The 19303-nt window shown below is 67.5% G+C and carries 18 protein-coding genes and 1 riboswitch; of the genes, 7 read left to right on the plus strand and 11 right to left on the minus strand.

What is annotated here, in order from left to right; genetic code table 11:
• Positions 1 to 5: 5 nt before the first annotated feature.
• Positions 6 to 1346: an SLC13 family permease gene (locus E7Z54_RS15210; protein ID WP_136435072.1), complete on the minus strand. Its 1341-nt coding sequence runs from the start codon at positions 1344 to 1346 to the stop codon at positions 6 to 8.
• A 134-nt stretch (positions 1347 to 1480) separates the two neighbouring features.
• Between E7Z54_RS15210 and E7Z54_RS15215 the strand changes: the two genes are divergently transcribed.
• Positions 1481 to 2311: an IclR family transcriptional regulator gene (locus E7Z54_RS15215; RefSeq protein ID WP_168798354.1), complete on the plus strand. Its 831-nt coding sequence runs from the start codon at positions 1481 to 1483 to the stop codon at positions 2309 to 2311.
• 185 nt (positions 2312 to 2496) lie between these two features.
• Here the strand turns inward: E7Z54_RS15215 and E7Z54_RS15225 are convergent, their stop codons facing one another.
• The 10 genes from E7Z54_RS15225 to E7Z54_RS15270 form a co-directional block, all read right to left on the minus strand.
• Positions 2497 to 3339, minus strand: a complete 843-nt coding sequence (locus tag E7Z54_RS15225) for a polysaccharide deacetylase family protein (protein WP_240769709.1) — start codon at positions 3337 to 3339, stop codon at positions 2497 to 2499.
• Positions 3340 to 3401: 62 nt separating this feature from the next.
• Positions 3402 to 4499: a C45 family autoproteolytic acyltransferase/hydolase gene (locus E7Z54_RS15230; RefSeq protein WP_136435078.1), complete on the minus strand. Its 1098-nt coding sequence runs from the start codon at positions 4497 to 4499 to the stop codon at positions 3402 to 3404.
• Positions 4496 to 5275, minus strand: coding sequence for an SDR family NAD(P)-dependent oxidoreductase (locus tag E7Z54_RS15235; protein ID WP_168798355.1), 780 nt, complete (start codon positions 5273 to 5275; stop codon positions 4496 to 4498). Before E7Z54_RS15235 ends, E7Z54_RS15230 begins: the two co-directional genes overlap by 4 nt.
• A gap of 105 nt (positions 5276 to 5380) precedes the next feature.
• The gene (locus E7Z54_RS15240; protein ID WP_136435081.1) at positions 5381 to 5872 is read right to left on the minus strand and encodes a DUF3830 family protein; all 492 of its coding nucleotides are present in this window, start codon (positions 5870 to 5872) and stop codon (positions 5381 to 5383) included.
• Positions 5872 to 6966 carry a nitrilase-related carbon-nitrogen hydrolase gene (locus E7Z54_RS15245; protein WP_136435083.1) on the minus strand — a complete coding sequence of 365 codons (1095 nt, stop codon included), beginning with the start codon at positions 6964 to 6966 and terminating at the stop codon, positions 5872 to 5874. The genes E7Z54_RS15240 and E7Z54_RS15245 overlap by 1 nt, the downstream gene beginning before the upstream one ends.
• 65 nt (positions 6967 to 7031) lie before the next feature.
• Positions 7032 to 7652: a flavin reductase family protein gene (locus E7Z54_RS15250; protein WP_168798356.1), complete on the minus strand. Its 621-nt coding sequence runs from the start codon at positions 7650 to 7652 to the stop codon at positions 7032 to 7034.
• On the minus strand, positions 7636 to 9132 hold the full coding sequence (locus tag E7Z54_RS15255; RefSeq protein WP_136435087.1) for a 4-hydroxyphenylacetate 3-hydroxylase family protein: 1497 nt from the start codon (positions 9130 to 9132) through the stop codon (positions 7636 to 7638). The genes E7Z54_RS15250 and E7Z54_RS15255 overlap by 17 nt, the downstream gene beginning before the upstream one ends.
• Before the next feature lie 117 nt (positions 9133 to 9249).
• Positions 9250 to 9849 (minus strand): helix-turn-helix domain-containing protein, encoded by a 600-nt coding sequence (locus E7Z54_RS15260; RefSeq protein ID WP_206056263.1) that lies wholly within the window; start codon positions 9847 to 9849, stop codon positions 9250 to 9252.
• A 102-nt stretch (positions 9850 to 9951) separates the two neighbouring features.
• Positions 9952 to 10380: a nuclear transport factor 2 family protein gene (locus tag E7Z54_RS15265; RefSeq protein ID WP_136435089.1), complete on the minus strand. Its 429-nt coding sequence runs from the start codon at positions 10378 to 10380 to the stop codon at positions 9952 to 9954.
• Between the two features lie 67 nt (positions 10381 to 10447).
• Positions 10448 to 11860 (minus strand): NAD(P)/FAD-dependent oxidoreductase, encoded by a 1413-nt coding sequence (locus E7Z54_RS15270; protein ID WP_206056265.1) that lies wholly within the window; start codon positions 11858 to 11860, stop codon positions 10448 to 10450.
• A 200-nt stretch (positions 11861 to 12060) separates the two neighbouring features.
• Positions 12061 to 12152, plus strand: a riboswitch (glycine riboswitch).
• A 220-nt stretch (positions 12153 to 12372) separates the two neighbouring features.
• On the opposite strand from E7Z54_RS15270, the gene gcvP reads away from it, so the two are divergent.
• The 6 genes from gcvP to E7Z54_RS24060 all read left to right on the plus strand — a co-directional run.
• Entirely contained in the window at positions 12373 to 15168 is a 2796-nt protein-coding gene (gcvP, locus tag E7Z54_RS15275; RefSeq protein ID WP_240769719.1) for an aminomethyl-transferring glycine dehydrogenase, read from the plus strand.
• Complete coding sequence (gcvT, locus tag E7Z54_RS15280; RefSeq protein ID WP_136435095.1) at positions 15165 to 16277, plus strand: glycine cleavage system aminomethyltransferase GcvT; 1113 nt, start codon at positions 15165 to 15167, stop codon at positions 16275 to 16277. Before gcvP ends, gcvT begins: the two co-directional genes overlap by 4 nt.
• Before the next feature lie 29 nt (positions 16278 to 16306).
• Positions 16307 to 16681, plus strand: a complete 375-nt coding sequence (gene gcvH / locus E7Z54_RS15285; protein ID WP_136435097.1) for a glycine cleavage system protein GcvH — start codon at positions 16307 to 16309, stop codon at positions 16679 to 16681.
• A gap of 7 nt (positions 16682 to 16688) precedes the next feature.
• Positions 16689 to 17954: a serine hydroxymethyltransferase gene (gene glyA / locus E7Z54_RS15290; protein ID WP_136435098.1), complete on the plus strand. Its 1266-nt coding sequence runs from the start codon at positions 16689 to 16691 to the stop codon at positions 17952 to 17954.
• 1 nt (position 17955) lies between these two features.
• On the plus strand, positions 17956 to 18909 hold the full coding sequence (gene lipA / locus E7Z54_RS15295) for a lipoyl synthase (protein WP_136435100.1): 954 nt from the start codon (positions 17956 to 17958) through the stop codon (positions 18907 to 18909).
• Positions 18909 to 19303, plus strand: a 395-nt coding sequence (locus E7Z54_RS24060) for a serine dehydratase beta chain (protein WP_276606233.1), incomplete at its 3' end; no start/stop codon positions are given. The genes lipA and E7Z54_RS24060, both read left to right, overlap by 1 nt.

Consider the following 19303-nt stretch of genomic DNA (forward strand, 5'->3'; position numbering starts at 1 on the left):
GCCGCTCACCAGCCCGGCACGACGAAGATCGCCCAAGTCACGACGGGGGCCACCAGCACGAGGCCGAAACCCCACGTCATAAGCCCGCGGTAGACGCGCGCGCTCTCGGCCTCAGGAGTGTTGGCCACGACCAGGGCGCCGTTTGTGGAGAAGGGGCTCGTATCCACGACCGAAGCCGAGATCGACAAGGCGGCGACCAGAGCGACCGGTCCGAGGTCGCCGGCGGCGAGCAGGGGGACCGACAACGGGATCAGGGCGCCGAGGATGCCGGTCGTCGAGGCGAACGCGGAGACGAAGGCGGCTACGAACAGCAGGACCAGGGCCGCGAGGACCGGCAATGGGACGTCGGCGATCTCGCGACCGAGGTAGTCGATCGTGCCTTGCGACTCCAAGAGTCCGACGTAGGTGACGATGCCCGAGATGAGGAGGACGATTCCCCAGCTCACATCCCCGAGCGCCGACTTCGCCACGTCAGGCGACATCAAGGCGAGGATGCTGGCGACGGTCATCGCGCTGAGGCCGATGTCCAGATCGAACGCCAGGGATCCGACCGCGAGGATCACCATTCCCGACAGAGTCACGATGCGGTCACGCCGGGCGCGGGCCCCCACCTCGACGGCAGGCGCGACAACAGCTCCTCCGGCATGGCGACCCGACGACGGCTGGACTGCTCCGCCCGAGCCGCCCGAACCCAGGACGTCCTCGTCCGTAATGGTCGAGACTGGTCCGGACCTGCCGCGGCTGCGAAGCAGCTCCACTCCGCCGAACGCAGCGTAGACGACGGCGGCGAGCACGATGTTGAACACCAGGTTGGAGACGAAGACCACCTTCGGGTTCCCCGGGATGCCGGCTGACTCAACCAGACCGTTGGTGATCACGCCCAGCACGCCCAGCGGCGAGAAGTTCCCCGCCGCTGATCCGTGAATCACCATCAGACCCATGAGGAGAGGGTTAATCCCGTAGCGGACGGCGAAGGCGAGGGCTACGGGGGCGATGACGGCGACCGCGGCTGGGCTGAGTGCGCCGAGGCCCACCAGGACGGCACTGAGGGCGAAAACCACCCACGGCAAGGCGGCGACAGAGCCGCCCACCGAGCGAACGGCGCCCTCGATCAGCCAGTCGATGGTGCCGTTCCTCTTCGCGATGGCGAAGAGGTACGTGACGCCGACCAGGATCACGAACAGGTTGGCCGGGAAGCCCGCGAGCAGCTGCTCGACCTCGGCCTCGAAGACCCAGGTCCCCACGGCGAACGAGCCGACGAATGACAGCAGCCCGAGGTTGACCGAGCGGGCAGTGCCCACGGCGAAGATCCCGATCAGGACCGCCAGTGCGAGGAGGTGTGTCATGACCCGCTCCATTCGACTTCGTGCCTGCGATGTTTACTTCGCTATTGCGAAGTTACTCGGGCTTGAATCCGCCGTCAAGACCTCCACCGAGCTTTTACGAAGTTCACTTCGTGATTTCGTGCCATGATGCGGCTATGAACCCGGCGCGACTCGATCGAGCACTGAAGATCCTCGAGTACCTGGCGCATCACCAGGAGGGCTCGGCACTCAAGGGGATGTGCGAGGACCTTGACCTCCCGATGAGCAGCGCCCACGACCTCATGGCCGCCCTCGTCGAGCTGGACGTCGTCCGGCAGTCAGACCCCAAGACCTATATCCTCGGCCCGCGCGCGCTCGTCCTGGCGCTCTCGATACTGGACTCGATCGACCTGCGGCAGGTGACCCGGCCCTTCCTGGCCCGGCTGTGCGAGCAGGTCGGGGAGAACACCTATCTCGCACTCAGGAGCGGGAGCACGGTGACCTACGCCGACCGCCACGAGGCGGGCCAGAACGTCGCCATCGTGATGAAGCTCGGTTCCCCCCGCCCCCTCCACGCCACGAGCATCGGGAAGCTGTTATCGGCGTTCAACCCAGATCTCGAGGCCGAGGCGCTCAAGCCTGCCCACCTTGAGCCGCTCACCGCCCGGACGATCATCGAACGCGACGCGCTGCGTGCCGAGCTCGCCATGATCCGGGAGCGCGGCTACAGCGTCACCGACGGCGAGAGCGTCGAGGGCATCGTCGCCATCGCGACCCCCATCTTCAGTGCGACCGGCGCGGTCGACGCAGCGGTCCACATCTCGGCGCCACGGGGCCGGCTGACCGGGGATCGGCTACCCGTCGTGCTCACCGAGATGCTCCGTACCTCGGCCGCGATCTCGGAACAGCTCGGCGCGCCCTCGGAGGTGGTCCGTCCCGACCTCGCCTCCGTGGCGGCTCTCGAGGCCGACCGCGTGCGCAGGGGACACGCTCGTGGGTTGACCTAGAGCCTTACGATCGTCGAGCTGGCCAACGACAACTCGGCCATCTCTACGTCACGAACACCAGGTGACCTCGCCGTCGCCGCATGGCGAGCAGGACGGCCCGCGTCATTGCGACGCGCGTCGAGGCGGCCAGCAGCGAACGCACGACCCAGGCCGATGCTGACGCCGGTGATGAGGAACAGCACGGGCTACTCACCTGGGGCGGTGATCTGGCCGCGCACCCAGTCGGCCACCGCCGCGTGACTCGCGCACCAGACGTCGCCGTGGGACATCACGTGGCCGAGCAGCTCGTCGAGGACCGTCATCCGCGAGCGGTGGCCGATCACGTGCGGGTGCAGGGTGAGTTGGAAGGTGCCCCCGTCCGCCCGCGCGGAGTCGAACTCATCGACCCAGACCCCGAGCACGTCGCGAGGCGAGGTGTACGGCCGAGCGGAGCCGAACCGGTCCATCACGAAGTAGGGCGCGTCGTCGCGGATCCAGTCGACTGGGATCTCGACGAGGCCGGTGTCCCGACCGTGCGAGCGGAGCTCGTACGGGTCGTCGTCCGCCATCAACGACGAGTCGTACTCGAGCCCGAGGTCGAGAAGGATCTGGAGGGTGGCGGCGCTGAAGTCCCAGGACGGGGTCCGGATCCCCCGTGGTCGAACCCCGCAGACGCGCTCCAGGGCGTCGAGAGAACGAGCCGTGAGGTCACGCTCTGCAGCCTCGGGCAGCAGAGTCGTCCGTTCGTGGATCCATCCGTGGGCAGCGACCTCATGCCCGCGCGCGACGTACTCGCGTGCCTCGTCGGGGCGTGCGAGTGCAGCCACGGCGGGCATGAAGAACGTCGCCGTCATCCCGTGCCGGTCGAGCAGGTCGAGGATGCGTGGGACGCCGGCGCGGGCGCCGTACTCACCCTGGGCGAGCTGCCCGGGCGACGTGTGGTTGTCCCGGAGCGGGATGGTCTCGTGGTCGGAGTCGAAGGAGATCGCGACGGCCACCTTCTTCTCCCCGGGCCATGACTCCGGCTTCAGCGAGCGGCCAGCGCGCACCGCGTCGAGGTGGCTACGCCAAACCGACTCAGGCCACTCCCAGGGTTGCTGGTCCGCCGCAGTCACGACCACGGCATCCCGATCGTGTCGTACGTGGTCTCGCACGGGGTCCCCACGGCCAGGTGCATGACGGCGGCCGTCAGGTCGAAGATCGCGGAGACGTTCGTCTGGCCGAGGATCTCCCGCGTCCCGCCGCAGCTGTCCGGCACCCCTGGGTGCCGGCAGATGCTCTCGGGAGCACCGTAGTGGTCCCGCAACACCTGGGAGATGTCGGCCAAGGACACCCCGCCCCGGTTGCGGGCCTCGTCGAGCAGCTGGTCGGCGCGATGCTGCCGGAAGTAGGTGCCGGGCGACAGCTGTGGCAGGTAGTCCATGCGGTCTCGGACCCCCGGCTCGGGGGCCAAGAAGTGGTTGGCATGGGCAACCACGCCGTTTCGTGGGAACAGCAGGTCGTATCGCTTCGGGTTGTACTCGAGGTCGACGACCTCTCCGGTCTTGCCACCGATGAGGAAGTTGCCCGAACCAGCGCGCTCAGCGCTCGACACCGCCCAGGTGCCGTCGAGAGCGGAAGTGCTCTGGAGGACGTCTCGCGCCAGCGTGTGGAAGCTGCCGCCGATGCCGTTTACGTCGCTGCCCAGGAGGTTCACGCACAGCCCCACCCCCGAGGAGTTCATGCCGAGTTTCGCGAGCATGCCCGGTTCGGTGATGGTAACGAGACGTCGACCGCCCTCAAGATCGATGTCGAGGAGGATCGCGAGCTCGAGAAGCTCGGTGAGCCAGTCCCAGTTCTGCCCGATGTAGACGTGCCCGTCCGCCGATGCCGAGGCGTCAACCCCGACGACCGTGCACTCGGTGAGCGCCGTGGTTCCGACCGCGCGGTAGGCGATCTCGGTGCGGAAGTTCAGCGCGGCAATCGCGGACACAGGCAGGCCCGCGCCGTCCGCAATCCCCTGCATCTCAACAAGGGCGTCGGGGCGGTGCGTCTCCAGCCAGTCGAGGTGGGGCAGGACCGCCTCGGCGACCGCGCGCGAGTCGAGCCCTGCGAAAGCGTGGAACCATCGTCGGTAGACGTCCGCGGCTTCGTTGATCTGGTCGTGGGCCTGCGTTCCGTGTCCGTATCCGCATTGGTACGGCGCTCCCTTAACCTGAACGACCCTCATGCCAGTGTCCCTGCACCCGCCGGCCAGCTCACCGGGAGTCCGCGGTTTCCGACGCCCGCCCCGCCGTCGACGACCAGGACCGACCCCGTGATCCACGACGCGGCCGGGCTCACAAGGAACGCGACAGCCTCCGCGACATCCTGGGGCACCCCTGCCCTCGCCAGCGGAATCCCGGCGAGCACCGCGGCCTCGTAGTCGGCGGAGATCGGGTTCACCTCGCTGTCGACCTTTACGTAGCCGGGCGCGACGGCGTTCACCCGGATCCCGTGCCCGGCCAATTCGAGAGCTTGCGCCTTCGTGAGCATGTCGAGCGCAGCCTTCGACGCCGAGTAGTGGGCGGCGCCCATCCGAGCGCGGGTCCCGGCCGTCGAGGTGATGTTGACGACCGATCCGGTCGATCCCCCGGCCACGAGCGTGCGTGCGAAGGCGGCCGTACAGAGGTGAGGCCCTGCGAGGTTGGTGCGAAGGACCCCGTCCCACGTCGCAGCGTCGATCTCAAGGAGCGGCGTGCTCGGGTAGCGGCCAGCCGCGTTGACGAGGATCGTGAGATCGCCGAACCGCTCCGCGACCCGGGCGAACGCCGCCTCCACCTGCTGCTGTTCGGACACGTCGGCGGCATAGAACGCCGCAAGTTCCTGCACGGCGTCGGACGGCCGCAGGTCGAGGCCTACGACGGTGGCGCCGCGGGCAGCAAGTGAACGGACGACGGCGACCCCGATGCCGCCCGCCGAGCCGGTCACGACCGCCGTTCGTCCGGCGAGTACCTGGTCAGTCACGCCCACCGCTCCTGTCGCATCAGGTGCACGCGCGAGCCGCGTGCGAGGGAGTCCGGTTGCCGGTGGCCAAGGCCTCACCCTTGTACATGGCCACCGGCAACCGAGTCACTGTGTGATCGTGAAGCGGACGACGCCGAAGAGGCGTACGTCTCGACCGATCTTCTGAAGGAGGCCGACGTCCGTGCGGATCTGTCCCCAGACCGAGGACGAGACGGGACCGTCAGCCATCCGCATGTCGTTGTCGCCGTAGACGACGGATAGCTCACGGTGCTCCGGGCAGTAGACGACGTCGCCTGGTGCGCAGAAGATCGTGGCGTTCTCCAGCTCCAGCGAGCCCGGCAGATCGACAGGGCCGACGCCACGGATCACCTCCCCCGACCACGCCGCGTGGACGAAGTAGCCGGTGAGTGGAAGGCTCTCCCGGACGGCCGCGACGGTGTCCGGGCAGACGTCTTCCAGGAGGGTGATCTCGAGCTTCTCCTCCCCGATCCTGAGGGTCAGGGTCCCGGCACCGGCGCTCGGCTCGCGGACGACCGGAGTCGGCCAGATCGAGTCCCAGAGCGCACGGACCTCGTCGCGCGCGACTGCGTCCGTCATCAGATCCTCGCCTTGCTGCTCTTGGAGTGCTCGGACTCCTTGAAGACGTCACGGCGGCGCTCGATGACCTGACGGCGCACGTCCTCCCACTCCGCGGAGGTCATCGAGGTCGTGCGGTTCATCAGGGTGTTCTTCGGCCACATCTCGCCCGACTCCGTGTACACCTTCGCGAAGATCTCCGACGGCATGAAGACGGTGCGCGAGCAGAACCCGCTCTCCTCGCGGTAGCGGCGCAGTGACTCCATGTTCACCTCCGCGGCTACCCCGGACTCGCCGTGGGCGGACGCCCGAGCCAGCAGGCGCCCGGTGTAGTCAGCGATCATCGAGCGCCCGGCGCCGAAGTCGACGGCGCGACCCGGGTGGTACAGGTGCCCGCGGTTCGCCTCGATTGTGTAGCTCATGCTCGAGAAGGCATTGAACTGCGTAATCACCGCCATGAGATCCTGCGGCTCTGTCATCCACGGCTCGAGCCAAGCGTTCGGCCGCATGATGATCTCGGCGCCGTTCAGCATCAGGCCGCGCGAGACCTCGGCGTACTGCCCCTCACCGCAGATCTGGAAGCCGAGGCCACCGATCTCGGTGTGGGCGACCGGGAAGAATGCATCGAGCCCGTCTCCGAACTTCTCGACGAACCAGTCGTACACGTCGCCGGGGGCCGTGCTGCCCGCCTCGTAAGAACGGCTGATGACGGTCTTGTGGTGCCGCAGGACGATCTCGCCCTTGGGGTCGATCACGAACGCGACACTCATCGGGCGGCCCGGCAGGTCGTCGTACTCGACCCAGGCGTGCGCGGCGATGAAGACGCCGTGCTTCTTGGCCTTTTCGGCGAGCGCGTCGGACTCCGCGCCGGGCAGCTTGATCGCGTGCCCATTCCAGCTGCCATCAGGCTTGCGCGGCAGGCTCATGAACCCGTATTCCGGGAACACGACGAGCCGGCACGGGGCCCCGGTGATCATGGACCAGTACGGGACCATGTGGTCGATGAGCTCAAGCCAGCGGTTGAGGTTTTTGTCGAAGAGCTCCTCCTGGTTCGCGGCGTAGTGCATGTTCGGCTGCATGGCCGCGATCGAGAAGTAAGTGTTGTCGTCTGCCATGGTGGCTCCTGTCGTACGTTGGGTGCGCGGGTGTGAAGAGCAGGGAGAGATTCAGGGACGGGCGGTCACCAGCCGAGAGCGGAGATCGAGCTTGCGTCCAGACCGTCCTGGAGCCATGCGATGCCGAGGTTCGCCACGGTGCTGACGTAGCGGCGGTCGTGGTAGACGAGGGGCTGCGGGTCTGCCTCGTTCTTGTAGACGGCCTCGACCAGCCCGATCATGATCGAGTGAGAGCCGAAGTCGACGGCGCACTGGAGCCGGCACATGAGCGCTCCCGCGACACCGTCGAGGACCGGGAACTCCGGGCCGATCCCGTCGAGGACCGGGTCGTCGCTCAGCAGTGTCTCCGGGATCGTCTTGTTGCCGCCAGGTCGGCTGAAGAGGTTGGCGACCTCCTCCTGATCCTGACTGAGGACGCTGATCACGAAGCTCTCGGCCGCGGCGATCGCGGCCCGGGTCCGCGCCTCGCGGTTGACACAGATCAGCGCGGACGGGGGGTCGAGCGACAGCGAGCAGACCGAGGTCGCGGTCATGCCGCTCGCCACGTTGCCGTCGCGGACGGTGATGAGGTTGACCGTCGCCGCGCAGCGGCTGAAGAAGTCCCGCGTGGCTGGGCGAGCCGCCGCGCCAGTGACGGCCCCGACCCGCTCTGGGATGACGGCCGCGCGATCAGCCCCGGGCGGCAAGGGACTTCTCCCGCACCTGACGGACCAGGCCGTCCGCGAGCGCGTCGACCCGGTTCCAGTCGAACGACCGGCCGAGGTGGCCGTTAGTGACGTGCGGCGGACCAGCGTAGAACATCTCGTACTGGAGGTGACGGCTTGCGAACTCGCTGCCCGCGAAGTCCCAGGCCATGCGCATGAGCTGGTAGTGCTCCTTGGCGTCCTCAATGTTGGTCTGCCCGGAGGTGCGCAGGTAGGCGTCGACCGACGCAGGGTTCTCGAACGCGGAGACGTCTGCAGGCTGCCGGAACGGGTGACCGCCGATGAGCTCGCGCATCCGCAAAGCGAACTGCGGGAACTGCTGGGAACTCCAGGCCATGGTGGCGTAGAGCACCTCGCGGTTGTTGCTGACGAAACCGCTCGGCCACTGCTCGGGGGACGCCTCCTGGCCCTGGATCAGGCCGTCGAGCATGCCGACGTAGAGCGCCATCTTGCGGAGCTCGTCCTGCACCGCCGGGATGCCCGACGTTCCGATCACCTCGGTCACCAGTCGGGTGAGGCCCAGCATCGTCCCCGTCTTGGTCAGAAGGCGCGCGTGCGCCTGGAGGTTTGCGAGCGCGTGGGCCGGCGTGTTGTTGAACGCCGCCAGCGAGGTGGCGATCGAGTTGAACGTGAACACCCGCTCCCGCGGCACCCGGACGTTGTCGAAGACCAGGACCGAGTCCGTCTCGTCGAAGTTGTTTGCAAGCGGGTACTCGAAGTCGTTGGCATGGGCCTCGAACGGCGTCCGGCTGATCAGCTTCAGGCCGGGCGTGGCCATCGGGAGCGCGAACGACACCGAGTGGGCCTCGTCGCCGGGCCGGAGGGGAAGGATGTTGCCGACCCAGATCTCGTCGGCCAGGACGGCCGAGGTGGCGAGCACCTTCACACCGTGGACGACGATCCCGTCCTTGTCCTCGTCCACGACACGCATCGCGTTCGGGTTACGCGCGGGCTCCCCGCCCTTGCCGCCGTCGTACAGCTCGCTCAGGGCGCGCGTCCCGGACGGCGGTGCGACCGCGTGGGCCAGGAACAGGTCGCCGTCCCGGATGAACCGCCAGTAGTCGAGGACGTGGTCAGGGAAGCCGCCGTCGGCGAAGACGTCGGCCTGGCACGCCATGCCGGTCGCGGACGTGCTGACGTGGTCGGGAGTGCGGCCCAGAAGCCCACCGCTCGTCTCGGCCACGATCTGGTGGAACTTCCGGCGGAGCGTGAGGTCCGCACCGGTCCGCGGCCGCAGGAACGTCAGGCTGCAGCGCTCGCCCGTCTCTTCCTCGACGTACGTCGTGACGTCTTCGTTCTTGGGATCGGACACAGTCGCGTAGATGTTGCCCACGCTGTCCGCAGCGTTCTTGAACGCGTCATGCGAGGTGACATCGGTGATCAGCTCGCCGCCGACGTACACCTGACGGCCGTCCTGGAGGCCCTTGAGGTAGTCGGCCTTGGAGCGCAGCCTGTTCGCCACGATTGGTACCTTCCTGATAGGTCGAGCTGGAGAGATGTGAGAGGTGATTGAGGGCGCGCTCGTCCGACCGACGACACTGTCGGCATCGGTCGCCGCAGGCGCCGAGATCTTCTGGGTTCAGAAGGTCGGTGGCGTGACCACCCAGACGGCGATGACCTGTTCATCACCGATGTTGCGATAGGAGTGGGGCAACGAGCTCTCGAAGGTGATGGAGTCGCCGGCTTCGAGCACGTAGACCTGGCCGTCCACCGTCACCTCGTGGGTCCCCTGCAGCACGAGTCCGAACTCCTGACCCTCGTGCACGAACGGGGTTTCGCTCGTGTCGTGGCCCGGCGGAACCTCTATCCAGAGAGCTTCCAGCGGTCCTCGCAGCGAGGGCGTGAGGAGCTGGTGCTTGGCCTCTGAGCCGGCCTCGTGCAGGTCCAGAGTCCGGCGCTCGCTGGCTCGCACGACGGGCGACTGCAGGTCCGCCTGATGCAGGAGGCGACCGATCGGTACCTCAAGCGCGTGGGCGATGTCGGCGAGCGTGTTGAAGGCGGGGTTCCCGTTCCCACGCTCGATCTGACTGAGCAAGCCGACGCTGACACCCGACCGCTTGCTGAGCTCGCCGAGTGTCAGGCTGCGGTCTTTCCTGAGCGAACGCAGTTCGCTGCCGAGACGCGACACGAGTTCGCGCCTGTTACCCGACGTCCGTCCGACGAGGTCGTCGTCGCTCACGGTCTACCTCCTGCATCAGCGTTAAGTTCATTACATCGGAACTTCTTCATTCTGTCAAGAGAATGAAGAAGTTCACTTAGATGAACATTCGCCAGTAGGGGCTCAGGAGGCGGACAGCACCTCGTTCAGATAGGCGGTGTCCTGGAAGTACACACGGATCGCCGAGATCCGACCGTCCGTGATCGTGTAGGTCTCGGCACCCGGGATCGGGTAGTCGATCCCGTCGACGCCCTTGATGGTGAGCGTGAACTCGCGGAAGACCTTCGAGTCGTCCCCCATCAGGTCGCCGATCTCGCTGCGCGTCCCGTCCGGGTCGATGCCCGGGGCATTCTCGAGGGCCTCGTGCAGCGCCCGGAAGACTCCGAGGAAGCCGTCAATACCGACCCACGTCCCTCCCCACGGGATCATCTCTGCCTCGACACAGATCGCATCCTCGGTCAGGTGCTCGCGAAGTGCCTGCTCGAACCCCGGCTCGCGGCGTCCGCGCAGCGCGGTCAGGTACGAAGCAACGAGGTCGGTGGTCGTACTCATAATGATTCCTATCGGCAGGGGCCCGTTGGCCCGTGGTTACTGGAGATGAGGAGGAAAGTGAACGAGATCAGCGACCCGTCACGAGGGCGCCGAGCTGGCTGAGCTTGCTCGCGCGATCGAGGCCGCGCTCCTCGCGGACGTCGGCAGTTCGATACAGCCGCTTCATGGCGTTGACGCCGATCCACCGCAAGGGTTCTGGTTCCCAGCGGCGGAGTGGCCGACCTACCCAGGGCAGCCGCGTCAGCCCGGTATCGGCGCCGGTCACGAGGTCGGTCAAGGTTCGACCAGCGAGGTTCGTCGTGCTCACACCACTGCCGACATACCCTCCCGCGCTGGCGATCCCCAGGGCCGGATCGAAATTGACCGAAGGAGTCCAGTCGCGCGGGATCGCCAGCACCCCGCACCACGAGTCGGCGATCGGCAGGTCGCGCAGCTGCGGAAACCAGTTCGTGACGGCCTCAAAGAGGTGCTCACGCGCCCGGTCGGTCGTCACACCTTCCTTGTCGAGCGACGATCCATATCCGTACTTGGGATTGATTCCTCGGGCACCCATCACAACTCGCCAGTCAGGAGTGAGCTGAGCGGCCGCGTAGGCATTCGCGCCGTCGGCGAGGAGTTCCGCCTCGATCCAACCGATCTGTTGCCGGAGCTCCACCGGGATCGGCTCGGTCACGATGACGGTCGACTGCATCGGGAAGACGTCACGCCTATGTCCGGGCAGCTCGACCAGATAGGCCTCGACCGCGCGGATGACGATCGGGGCCCGAACAGTCCCCTTTACCGTCACCACCCGGGAAGGCTCGATTCGCAGCGCCTCGGTGTTCTCGTGAACGCGGACTCCTCGCCGCCGTACGACGTCGAGGAGTTGCCGCACCATCTTCGCCGGCTGAACACGCGCGCCGTACTCGTTGTAGTAGCCGCCGAGAACGCCGTCGACAGCTACGCGCTCGGCCACCTCGTCTCCGGACAGCCAGCGGTAACCGGCATTGGCGCCCCACGTACACCGCTTCTCGTAGCTGGCGCGCACGCGGGCGAGCTGCGCCCGGTTCTGCGCGAACCGGATGATCCCGCCCTGGCGTTGATCTGCGTCGATGCCTTCGGCGCGACAGACCTCGAGCACCTCGTCGAACGTGTGGTTCATGGCGTGGTGCATCGAGACCACGCCGGCACGGCCACCGCGGGCGGCGATGTCCTCGAACTTTCCGTCGAACTCGGAGCTGAGCCAGCCTGCATTGCGTCCCGACGCGCCGTACCCGGCCATGCGCTTCTCGACGACCGCGATCTCGGCGTCTGGTCGCGCCATGCTCAGGTAGTAGGCGGTCCACAACCCGGTGAGGCCGGCACCCACGATGCAGTAGTCGACGGCGCGATCCCCCTCCAAGGCGTCGTCGGGACGTGCCCCCGCCTCGTAGAGCCAATACGACGGCACATCCTCGCGGCGCGTCCTCATGCTGCTGCCTTCCTTGACGGGCGCGCGCATGCGACGCCGCATTGGTTCACTCCGCGTCCATTATTGGGGCAAACGACGTCTCCGCGTCAACGAAAGCTCCATGACGTGGACGTGCCTGGACTCGGACCGGCAGCTCGCCCGCCGCGTCCCCCTTCACTCCAACCTTCTAGGGCGCCTTGACGAACTCGTAGACTTAAGGTCTACTTTCCGTCCATAAAAGAACATGCCGACGACCCCTGGCGGGAGAGTCGAGCCGCTCAGCTCGACGCCGAAGGAGCAACTCTCCCCACGAATCTCTCAGGCCCCGCACCGCTTGGGTGAGGCAACTCTGGAAAGACAGGACGCGAATCGCCCTGCACCCAAGGTGCAAGCCGCCCACGGACGGCGAAGCTCTCAGGTACCGATGACAGAGGGGGAGGCCGATTCGGCGCCGCCATCGTGGCGCCCCAATCAGGAGGCCCCCTGTCGTGTCCACGACCTTCTCGTACGCTCGCACCTTCGCCGACCGCCATATCGGCACCACCGCAGCCGAGCAGGCGACAATGCTCGCTGCCCTTGGGTTCGCCCGGCTCGACGACCTGATGGACGCCGCCGTGCCGGCCTCGATCCGGACCGATATGGACCTGGCGCTGCCTGCCCCGGTCGACGAAGTGCGTGCCGCTGCCGAGCTAGCCGGACTGGCCGCGCGCAACACCGTCGCCGTCCCCATGATCGGCTTGGGCTACCACCCCACCGTGACGCCAGCCGTGATTCGCCGCAACGTGCTAGAGAGCCCCGCCTGGTACACGGCCTACACGCCGTACCAGCCGGAGATCAGCCAGGGACGTCTCGAGGCGCTCCTCAACTTCCAGACCCTCGTCGGAGATCTGACCGGCTTGCCGACGGCGAACGCTTCACTCCTGGACGAGGCGACCGCCGTCGCCGAGGCCGTCATGGTCATGCGGCGCGCGACGCGGTCCACGTCGAACCGCATCCTCGTGGACGCGGACTCGCTTCCGCAGACCATCGAGGTGGTAGGCACCCGGGCCGAGGCAGTGGGCATCGTCGTCGAGCTCGTCGATCTCGACGACGGGCTCCCCGACGGGCCGTACTTCGGCCTGGTCGCGTCCTACCCGGGTTGCTCGGGCGAGATCCGTGATGTCGGCGGCCTCATCGCGACGGCTCACGAGAACGGGGCGATGGTGACAGTGTCCGCCGACCCGCTGGCCCTCACGTTACTCGTGTCGCCAGGCGAGCTCGGGGCCGACATCGTCGTCGGGTCGATGCAGCGGTTCGGCGTTCCTCTCTTCTACGGCGGTCCGCACGCGGGCTATATAGCGGTGTCCAGCGGGCTTGAGCGACACCTACCCGGTCGCCTGGTCGGTGTCTCGGTCGACTCGGCCGGTCGTCCGGCCTACCGGCTTTCACTGCAGACCCGCGAGCAGCACATCCGACGGAACCGCGCTACCTCAAACATCTGCACCGCGCAGGTTCTGCTCGCCGTAGTCGCTTCGATGTACGCGGTTTACCATGGCCCGGACGGGCTCCGGGCGATCGCCGAACGCGTGCACGGCCACGCTGCCGCCGTCGCCGCCGGTCTCCGCGCCCGAGGCCATCAGGTCCTGACCCAACACTACTTCGACACCCTGGTTGTCCTTGTGCCCGGCCGGGCGGACGACGTGCTACGTGCGGCGACGGCCGCCGGTCTGAGGCTCCGACCGGTTGACGAGGACCGCGTCGGCATCAGCACGTCCGAAGTCACAACACCCGAGCACGTCGAGCTGGTCGTCGCAGCCTTCGGCGAGGGTATGTGTGACGCCGCTCGCGGTGAACAGCCGATCCCCGCTTCTCTTCGGCGCCGAAGCGACTATCTGACCCACCCGGTCTTCCGCAGCCATCACTCGGAAACCGCCATGCTTCGCTACCTGCGTCGGCTGTCGGACCGGGACTTCGCCCTCGACCGCGGGATGATCCCACTCGGGTCATGCACGATGAAGCTGAACGCGACGACCGAGATGGAGGCGATCTCGCTTCCAGGGTTCGCCGACCTCCATCCCTTCGCCCCGGCGGCGGACGCGGCCGGCTACGCAGAGCTCATCGATCAGTTGGAAGCCTGGCTCGCCGAAGTCACCGGCTACGCGCGGGTCTCCTTCCAGCCGAACGCCGGCTCACAAGGAGAGCTCGCGGGGCTCCTCGCGGTGCGGGCCTACCACCGCGCCATCGGTGAACCGCATCGGGACGTCTGCCTGATCCCGGCGAGCGCCCACGGCACTAACGCGGCCTCGGCCGTGCTGGCCGGCATGCGCGTCGTCGTCGTCGCGTCGGCGGAGGACGGCACCGTAGATCTCGAGGACTTCGAGGCGAAGTGCCTCCAGCATGCAGACTCGCTCGCCGCGGCGATGGTGACGTACCCATCGACGCACGGGGTCTACGAAGAAGGCATCACCACCCTGTGCGAGCTGGTCCACCGACACGGGGGTCAGGTGTACATCGACGGCGCCAACCTGAACGCGCTGCTCGGGGTAGCCAAGCCCGGGACCTTCGGCGGCGACGTCTCGCATCTGAACCTGCACAAGACCTTCTGCATCCCTCACGGCGGTGGCGGACCCGGCGTCGGCCCCGTGGCTGTCGCCACGCACCTCGCGCCGTACCTCCCGTCACACCCGCTGCATCCCAACCCGTCTCAACGGGAGGGCCTCGGGCCGGTCAGCGCGGCTCCCTTCGGCTCTGCGGGCATCCTGCCGATCTCGTGGGCCTTCGTCCGGATGATGGGCGGTGCCGGTCTGACAGCGGCAACCCGCTCCGCCGTGCTGAGCGCGAACTACGTCGCCAGCCGACTCAGCGACCACTTTCCCGTCCTGTACAGAGGCCAGGGCGGCCTCGTCGCCCACGAGTGCATCCTCGATCTCCGGGAGATCACGCTCCGGACCGGCGTCACCGTCGACGACGTCGCGAAACGCCTCGTCGACTACGGGTTCCACGCTCCGACGATGAGCTTCCCCGTGCCAGGCACCTTGATGGTCGAGCCCACGGAGAGCGAGAACCTCGCCGAGCTCGACCGCTTCGTCGAAGCGATGATCGCGATCCGGGCCGAGATCGGTGAGATCGAGTCCGGTGCGGTGGCCGTGGAGGCGAGTGCGCTCCGGCATGCGCCGCACACCTCTGCTGTCCTCGTCGATGACCAGTGGGATCAGGCGTACTCCCGCTCGAAGGGCCTCTTCCCGTCGGGAATCACTGCCGACAAGTACTGGCCGGCGGTCGGCCGGATCGATCAGGCATACGGCGACCGGCACCTGGTCTGCTCCTGCCCGCCGCCCGACGCTTACGCAACCGAGAACCCGGAAGGTGTCCCCGCATGACCGTCCAGACGTCCAAGCTCACCGCCCTGTATGACATCCACCGTGCGCTCGGCGCAACCTTCATGGACTTCGCGGGGTGGGCGATGCCGTTGCGGTACGACTCCGAGATCGCAGAGCACACCGCCGTTCGCACCACGGCGGGGCTTTTCGACCTGAGCCACATGGGCGAGATTGAGGTGACCGGTCGCGAGTCGGGTCGCGCGCTCGACTTCGCCCTGGTCGGCAGGCCTTCCAGGATCGCGTCGGGTCGTGCGCGTTACACGATGATTTGTGACGTTGACGGGGGAATCATCGATGACCTTGTTGTCTACCGACTGGGTGACGAGCGCTACCTCGTCGTCGCGAACGCGAGCAACGCCACCGCGGTCGCGCGCGAGCTCCGCGAACGCGCCCGCGGCTTCGAAGCCGATGTCGACGACGCCTCCGAGCGGTGGTCCCTGATCGCCGTGCAAGGCCCCCGCGCAGCGGCGATCGCCGCCGAGATCGCGCCCCTTGAAGTCGTGAGCCTTCCCTATTATGCGATCACCAAGACGGTGCTCGCTTCCCGCGACGTGCTGATCGCTCGGACCGGCTACACAGGTGAGGACGGGTTCGAGGTCTACTGTCACCCCGACGACGCCGCGGGTGTCTGGAACTCGCTCGCGGCGGCTGGAAAGCGCCACGACCTCAGGCCGGCCGGTCTGGCGTGTCGCGACACCCTGCGGCTCGAGGCAGGAATGCCGCTCTACGGCCAGGAGCTCGACCGCACACTCACCCCGTTCGACGCCGGCCTCGGACGAGTTGTCACGTTCGACAAGGAGGGCGGCTTCGTCGGGGACCAGGCCATCCTGGATCGCCGTGACCAAGGCTCGGAGCGCACCCTCGTCGGGCTAGTCACGGGGAGCCGACGAACCCCTCGGCACGGGCACACCGTCGTCGACCCCAGCTCCGGCGAGCCGGTCGGCTGGGTGACCAGCGGTGCCCCCTCCCCCACGCTCGGGCACCCGATCGCGATGGCCTACGTCGACCCCAGCCGGTCCATGGCCGGGACGCCTCTGAAGGTCGAGGTGCGGGGCTCCGACGTCGACGTCCAAGTCGTCGAGCTGCCGTTCTACCGCCGCCGCCACTGACCACACCCACCCCTACGAAGGAGCACGTCATGACAGTTCCGTCCCACCTTCAGTACACAGCGCAGCACGAGTGGGTCGCCCTCGAGGGTGACATCGCGACCGTCGGCATCACCGAGTACGCCGCTGAGGCCCTCGGCGACGTCGTCTACGTCGATCTGCCCGACGTCGGCGCCTCGGTCACCGCCGGTAACACCTGCGGGGAGGTCGAGTCGACCAAGTCGGTCAGCGACCTGTTCGCGCCTGTGGAAGGCGAGGTCGTCGAGATCAACCAGGGCCTGGTCGACGACTCGAGCGCGGTGAACCTGGCGCCCTACGAGGCGGGCTGGCTCTTCCGCGTCCGTGTCTCCGGCATCCCCGACCTCTTGAGTGCCGACGAGTACTCAAGCTTGATCTCGGGCAGCTGACGTGGAGATGTTGCACGCACCTCTTGCCGACATCGACCCGCAGGTCCACGGGGCAATCGGCGCCGAGCTGCGCCGCCAGCAGACCACCCTCGAGATGATCGCGAGTGAGAACTTCGCGCCTCTCGCCGTGATGGAGGCCCAAGGCTCCGTCCTCACCAACAAGTACGCCGAGGGGTACCCGGGCCGGCGCTACTACGGGGGATGCGAGCACGTCGACGTCGTCGAGCAGCTGGCGATCGACCGCGTGACGTCGCTGTTCGGCGCCGCCTACGCGAACGTCCAGCCCCACTCGGGGGCCCAGGCCAACGCGGCGGTGATGTTCGCGCTCCTCGAGCACGGCGACACCATCCTCGGCCTCGATCTCCCGCACGGCGGGCACCTCACCCACGGCATGCGGCTCAACTACAGCGGCAAGCAGTACCGCGTCGAGGCCTACCACGTCCGCCCGGACGACTTCCGCGTGGACATGGCGGAGGTCGAGCGGCTCGCGGAGGATCACCGGCCCACGCTGATCATCGCCGGCTGGTCGGCCTATCCGGCGCACCTCGACTTCGCCGAGTTCCGGCGTATCGCCGATCGTGTCGGCGCCTACCTGATGGTCGATATGGCGCACTTCGCCGGCCTAGTTGCCGCCGGGCTGCATCCCAACCCGACGCCGTTCGCCGACGTGGTGACCACCACGACCCACAAGACCCTCGGCGGTCCCCGCGGCGGGGTGATCCTGACCAACGACCCCGACCTGGCCAAGAAGTTCAACTCCGCCGTGTTCCCCGGCCTTCAAGGTGGTCCGCTGGAGCACGTTATCGCCGCGAAGGCGGTCTCCTTCCGCGTCGCAGCGAGCGATGACTTCCGCGAGCGGCAGCAGCGAACGCTCGAGGGCGCTCGCATCGTGGCCGACCGCCTGCTCGGCGAGGACGTGCGCTCGGCTGGGATCTCAGTGCTTACCGGCGGCACCCAGGTGCACCTCGTCCTGGTCGACCTGCGGGAGTCGGAGCTCGACGGCCGCACCGCTGAGGACAGGCTTCACAAGATCGGTATCACCGTAAACCGTAACGCCGTGCCGTTCGATCCACGCCCGCCGATGGTGTCCTCCGGACTGCGGATCGGCACAGCGGCCCTGGCCACTCGCGGGTTTGGTGCAGACGAGTTCGTCGAGGTGGCGGAGATCATCGCGCGCACCCTCGTCCAGGCGGCCGACAACAACTCGGACGCAGAGCTCTCCGCACGGGTGACCGCCCTGGCACAGCGCTTTCCCATCTACGAAGGGCGCTGACATGTCGACGTCGTCGGTCGTCGCACCCGAGGGCCGGAAGCTGCTCCGGCTCGAAGTCCGCAACGCCGAGACCCCCATCGAGCGGAAGCCGGAGTGGATCAAGACCCGGGCCACGATGGGCCCGGCGTACAAGGAGCTGCAGAACCTCGTCAAGGGCGAGGGTCTGCACACCGTCTGCCAGGAAGCCGGCTGCCCCAACATCTTCGAGTGCTGGGAGGACCGCGAGGCCACGTTCCTCATCGGTGGCGACCAGTGCACCCGGCGGTGCGACTTCTGCCAGATCGACACCGGCAAGCCCGAGCCGCTGGACCGTGACGAGCCGCGCCGCGTGGCGGAGTCGGTCCAGAAGATGCAGCTGCGCTACGCCACCATCACCGGCGTCGCCCGAGACGACCTCGAGGACGGCGGCGCCTGGCTGTACGCCGAGACCGTGCGCGCCATCCACGAGCTCACCGCCAACAACGAGCAGGGCGCCACCGGGGTCGAGAACCTCATTCCCGACTTCAACGGCAAGCCCGACCTGTTGCGCGAGGTGTTCGAGTCGCGCCCCGAGGTGCTCGCCCACAACGTCGAGACCGTGCCGCGGATCTTCAAGCGGATCCGTCCCGCGTTCCGCTACGACCGCTCCCTGGACGTGATCACCCAGGCCCGCGACTTCGGCCTGGTCACCAAGTCCAACCTGATCCTCGGCATGGGCGAGACCCGCGAGGAGGTCAGCCAGGCGCTGCGCGACCTGCACGACGCCGGCTGCGAGCTGATCACGATCACCCAGTACCTCCGCCCGTCGCTGCGCCATCACCCGGTCGAGCGGTGGGTGAAGCCCGAGGAGTTCGTCGAGCTCAAGGACGAGGCCGACCAGATCGGCTTCTCGGGAGTCATGTCCGGCCCGCTGGTCCGCTCGTCCTACCGCGCCGGCCGGCTATACCGTCAGGCCGTTGAGGTTCGGAGCAGCTGATGGCCCTCAGCGTCTTCGACCTCTACTCGATCGGCATCGGGCCGTCGTCGTCACACACGGTTGGCCCGATGCGCGCGGCCAAGATCTTCGTCGATGGTCTCGTGGCAGACGGGGTGCTGGACCGCACTGTCCGAGTCCGCGCCGAGCTCTTCGGCTCGCTCGGCGCAACCGGCCACGGCCACGGCTCTGAGAAGGCGGTCGTTCTTGGGCTCGAGGGCGAGGAACCGGCCACCGTCGACACCGCGACCGCGGACCATCGGCTCGACCAAGCGACCTCGGCGCGGATGATCAAGCTTGCGGGCAGGCACCCAATCACGTTCGATCCCCCCAGGGACTTGATTCTCCACCGCCGCAAGTCCCTGCCCGCCCATCCCAACGGGATGACCTTCACCGC

The sequence above is a fragment of the Nocardioides sp. genome, assembly GCF_004803405.1.
In the GTDB taxonomy this organism is placed as follows: Bacteria; Actinomycetota; Actinomycetes; order Propionibacteriales; family Nocardioidaceae; genus Nocardioides; species Nocardioides vastitatis.

What these genes read in the sequence shown, in the direction of transcription:
- glyA (WP_136435098.1), top strand. Translation starts at nt 16,689, where the DNA reads ATGTTGCACGCACCTCTTGCCGACATCGACCCGCAGGTCCACGGGGCA.
- gcvP (WP_240769719.1), top strand. Translation starts at nt 12,373, where the DNA reads ATGCTCGCTGCCCTTGGGTTCGCCCGGCTCGACGACCTGATGGACGCC.
- lipA (WP_136435100.1), top strand. Translation starts at nt 17,956, where the DNA reads ATGTCGACGTCGTCGGTCGTCGCACCCGAGGGCCGGAAGCTGCTCCGG.
- E7Z54_RS15215 (WP_168798354.1), top strand. Translation starts at nt 1,481, where the DNA reads ATGAACCCGGCGCGACTCGATCGAGCACTGAAGATCCTCGAGTACCTG.
- gcvH (WP_136435097.1), top strand. Translation starts at nt 16,307, where the DNA reads ATGACAGTTCCGTCCCACCTTCAGTACACAGCGCAGCACGAGTGGGTC.
- gcvT (WP_136435095.1), top strand. Translation starts at nt 15,165, where the DNA reads ATGACCGTCCAGACGTCCAAGCTCACCGCCCTGTATGACATCCACCGT.
- E7Z54_RS15265 (WP_136435089.1), bottom strand. Translation starts at nt 10,380, where the DNA reads ATGAGTACGACCACCGACCTCGTTGCTTCGTACCTGACCGCGCTGCGC.
- E7Z54_RS15240 (WP_136435081.1), bottom strand. Translation starts at nt 5,872, where the DNA reads ATGACGGACGCAGTCGCGCGCGACGAGGTCCGTGCGCTCTGGGACTCG.
- E7Z54_RS15230 (WP_136435078.1), bottom strand. Translation starts at nt 4,499, where the DNA reads ATGAGGGTCGTTCAGGTTAAGGGAGCGCCGTACCAATGCGGATACGGA.
- E7Z54_RS15270 (WP_206056265.1), bottom strand. Translation starts at nt 11,860, where the DNA reads ATGCGCGCGCCCGTCAAGGAAGGCAGCAGCATGAGGACGCGCCGCGAG.
- E7Z54_RS15245 (WP_136435083.1), bottom strand. Translation starts at nt 6,966, where the DNA reads ATGGCAGACGACAACACTTACTTCTCGATCGCGGCCATGCAGCCGAAC.
- E7Z54_RS15210 (WP_136435072.1), bottom strand. Translation starts at nt 1,346, where the DNA reads ATGACACACCTCCTCGCACTGGCGGTCCTGATCGGGATCTTCGCCGTG.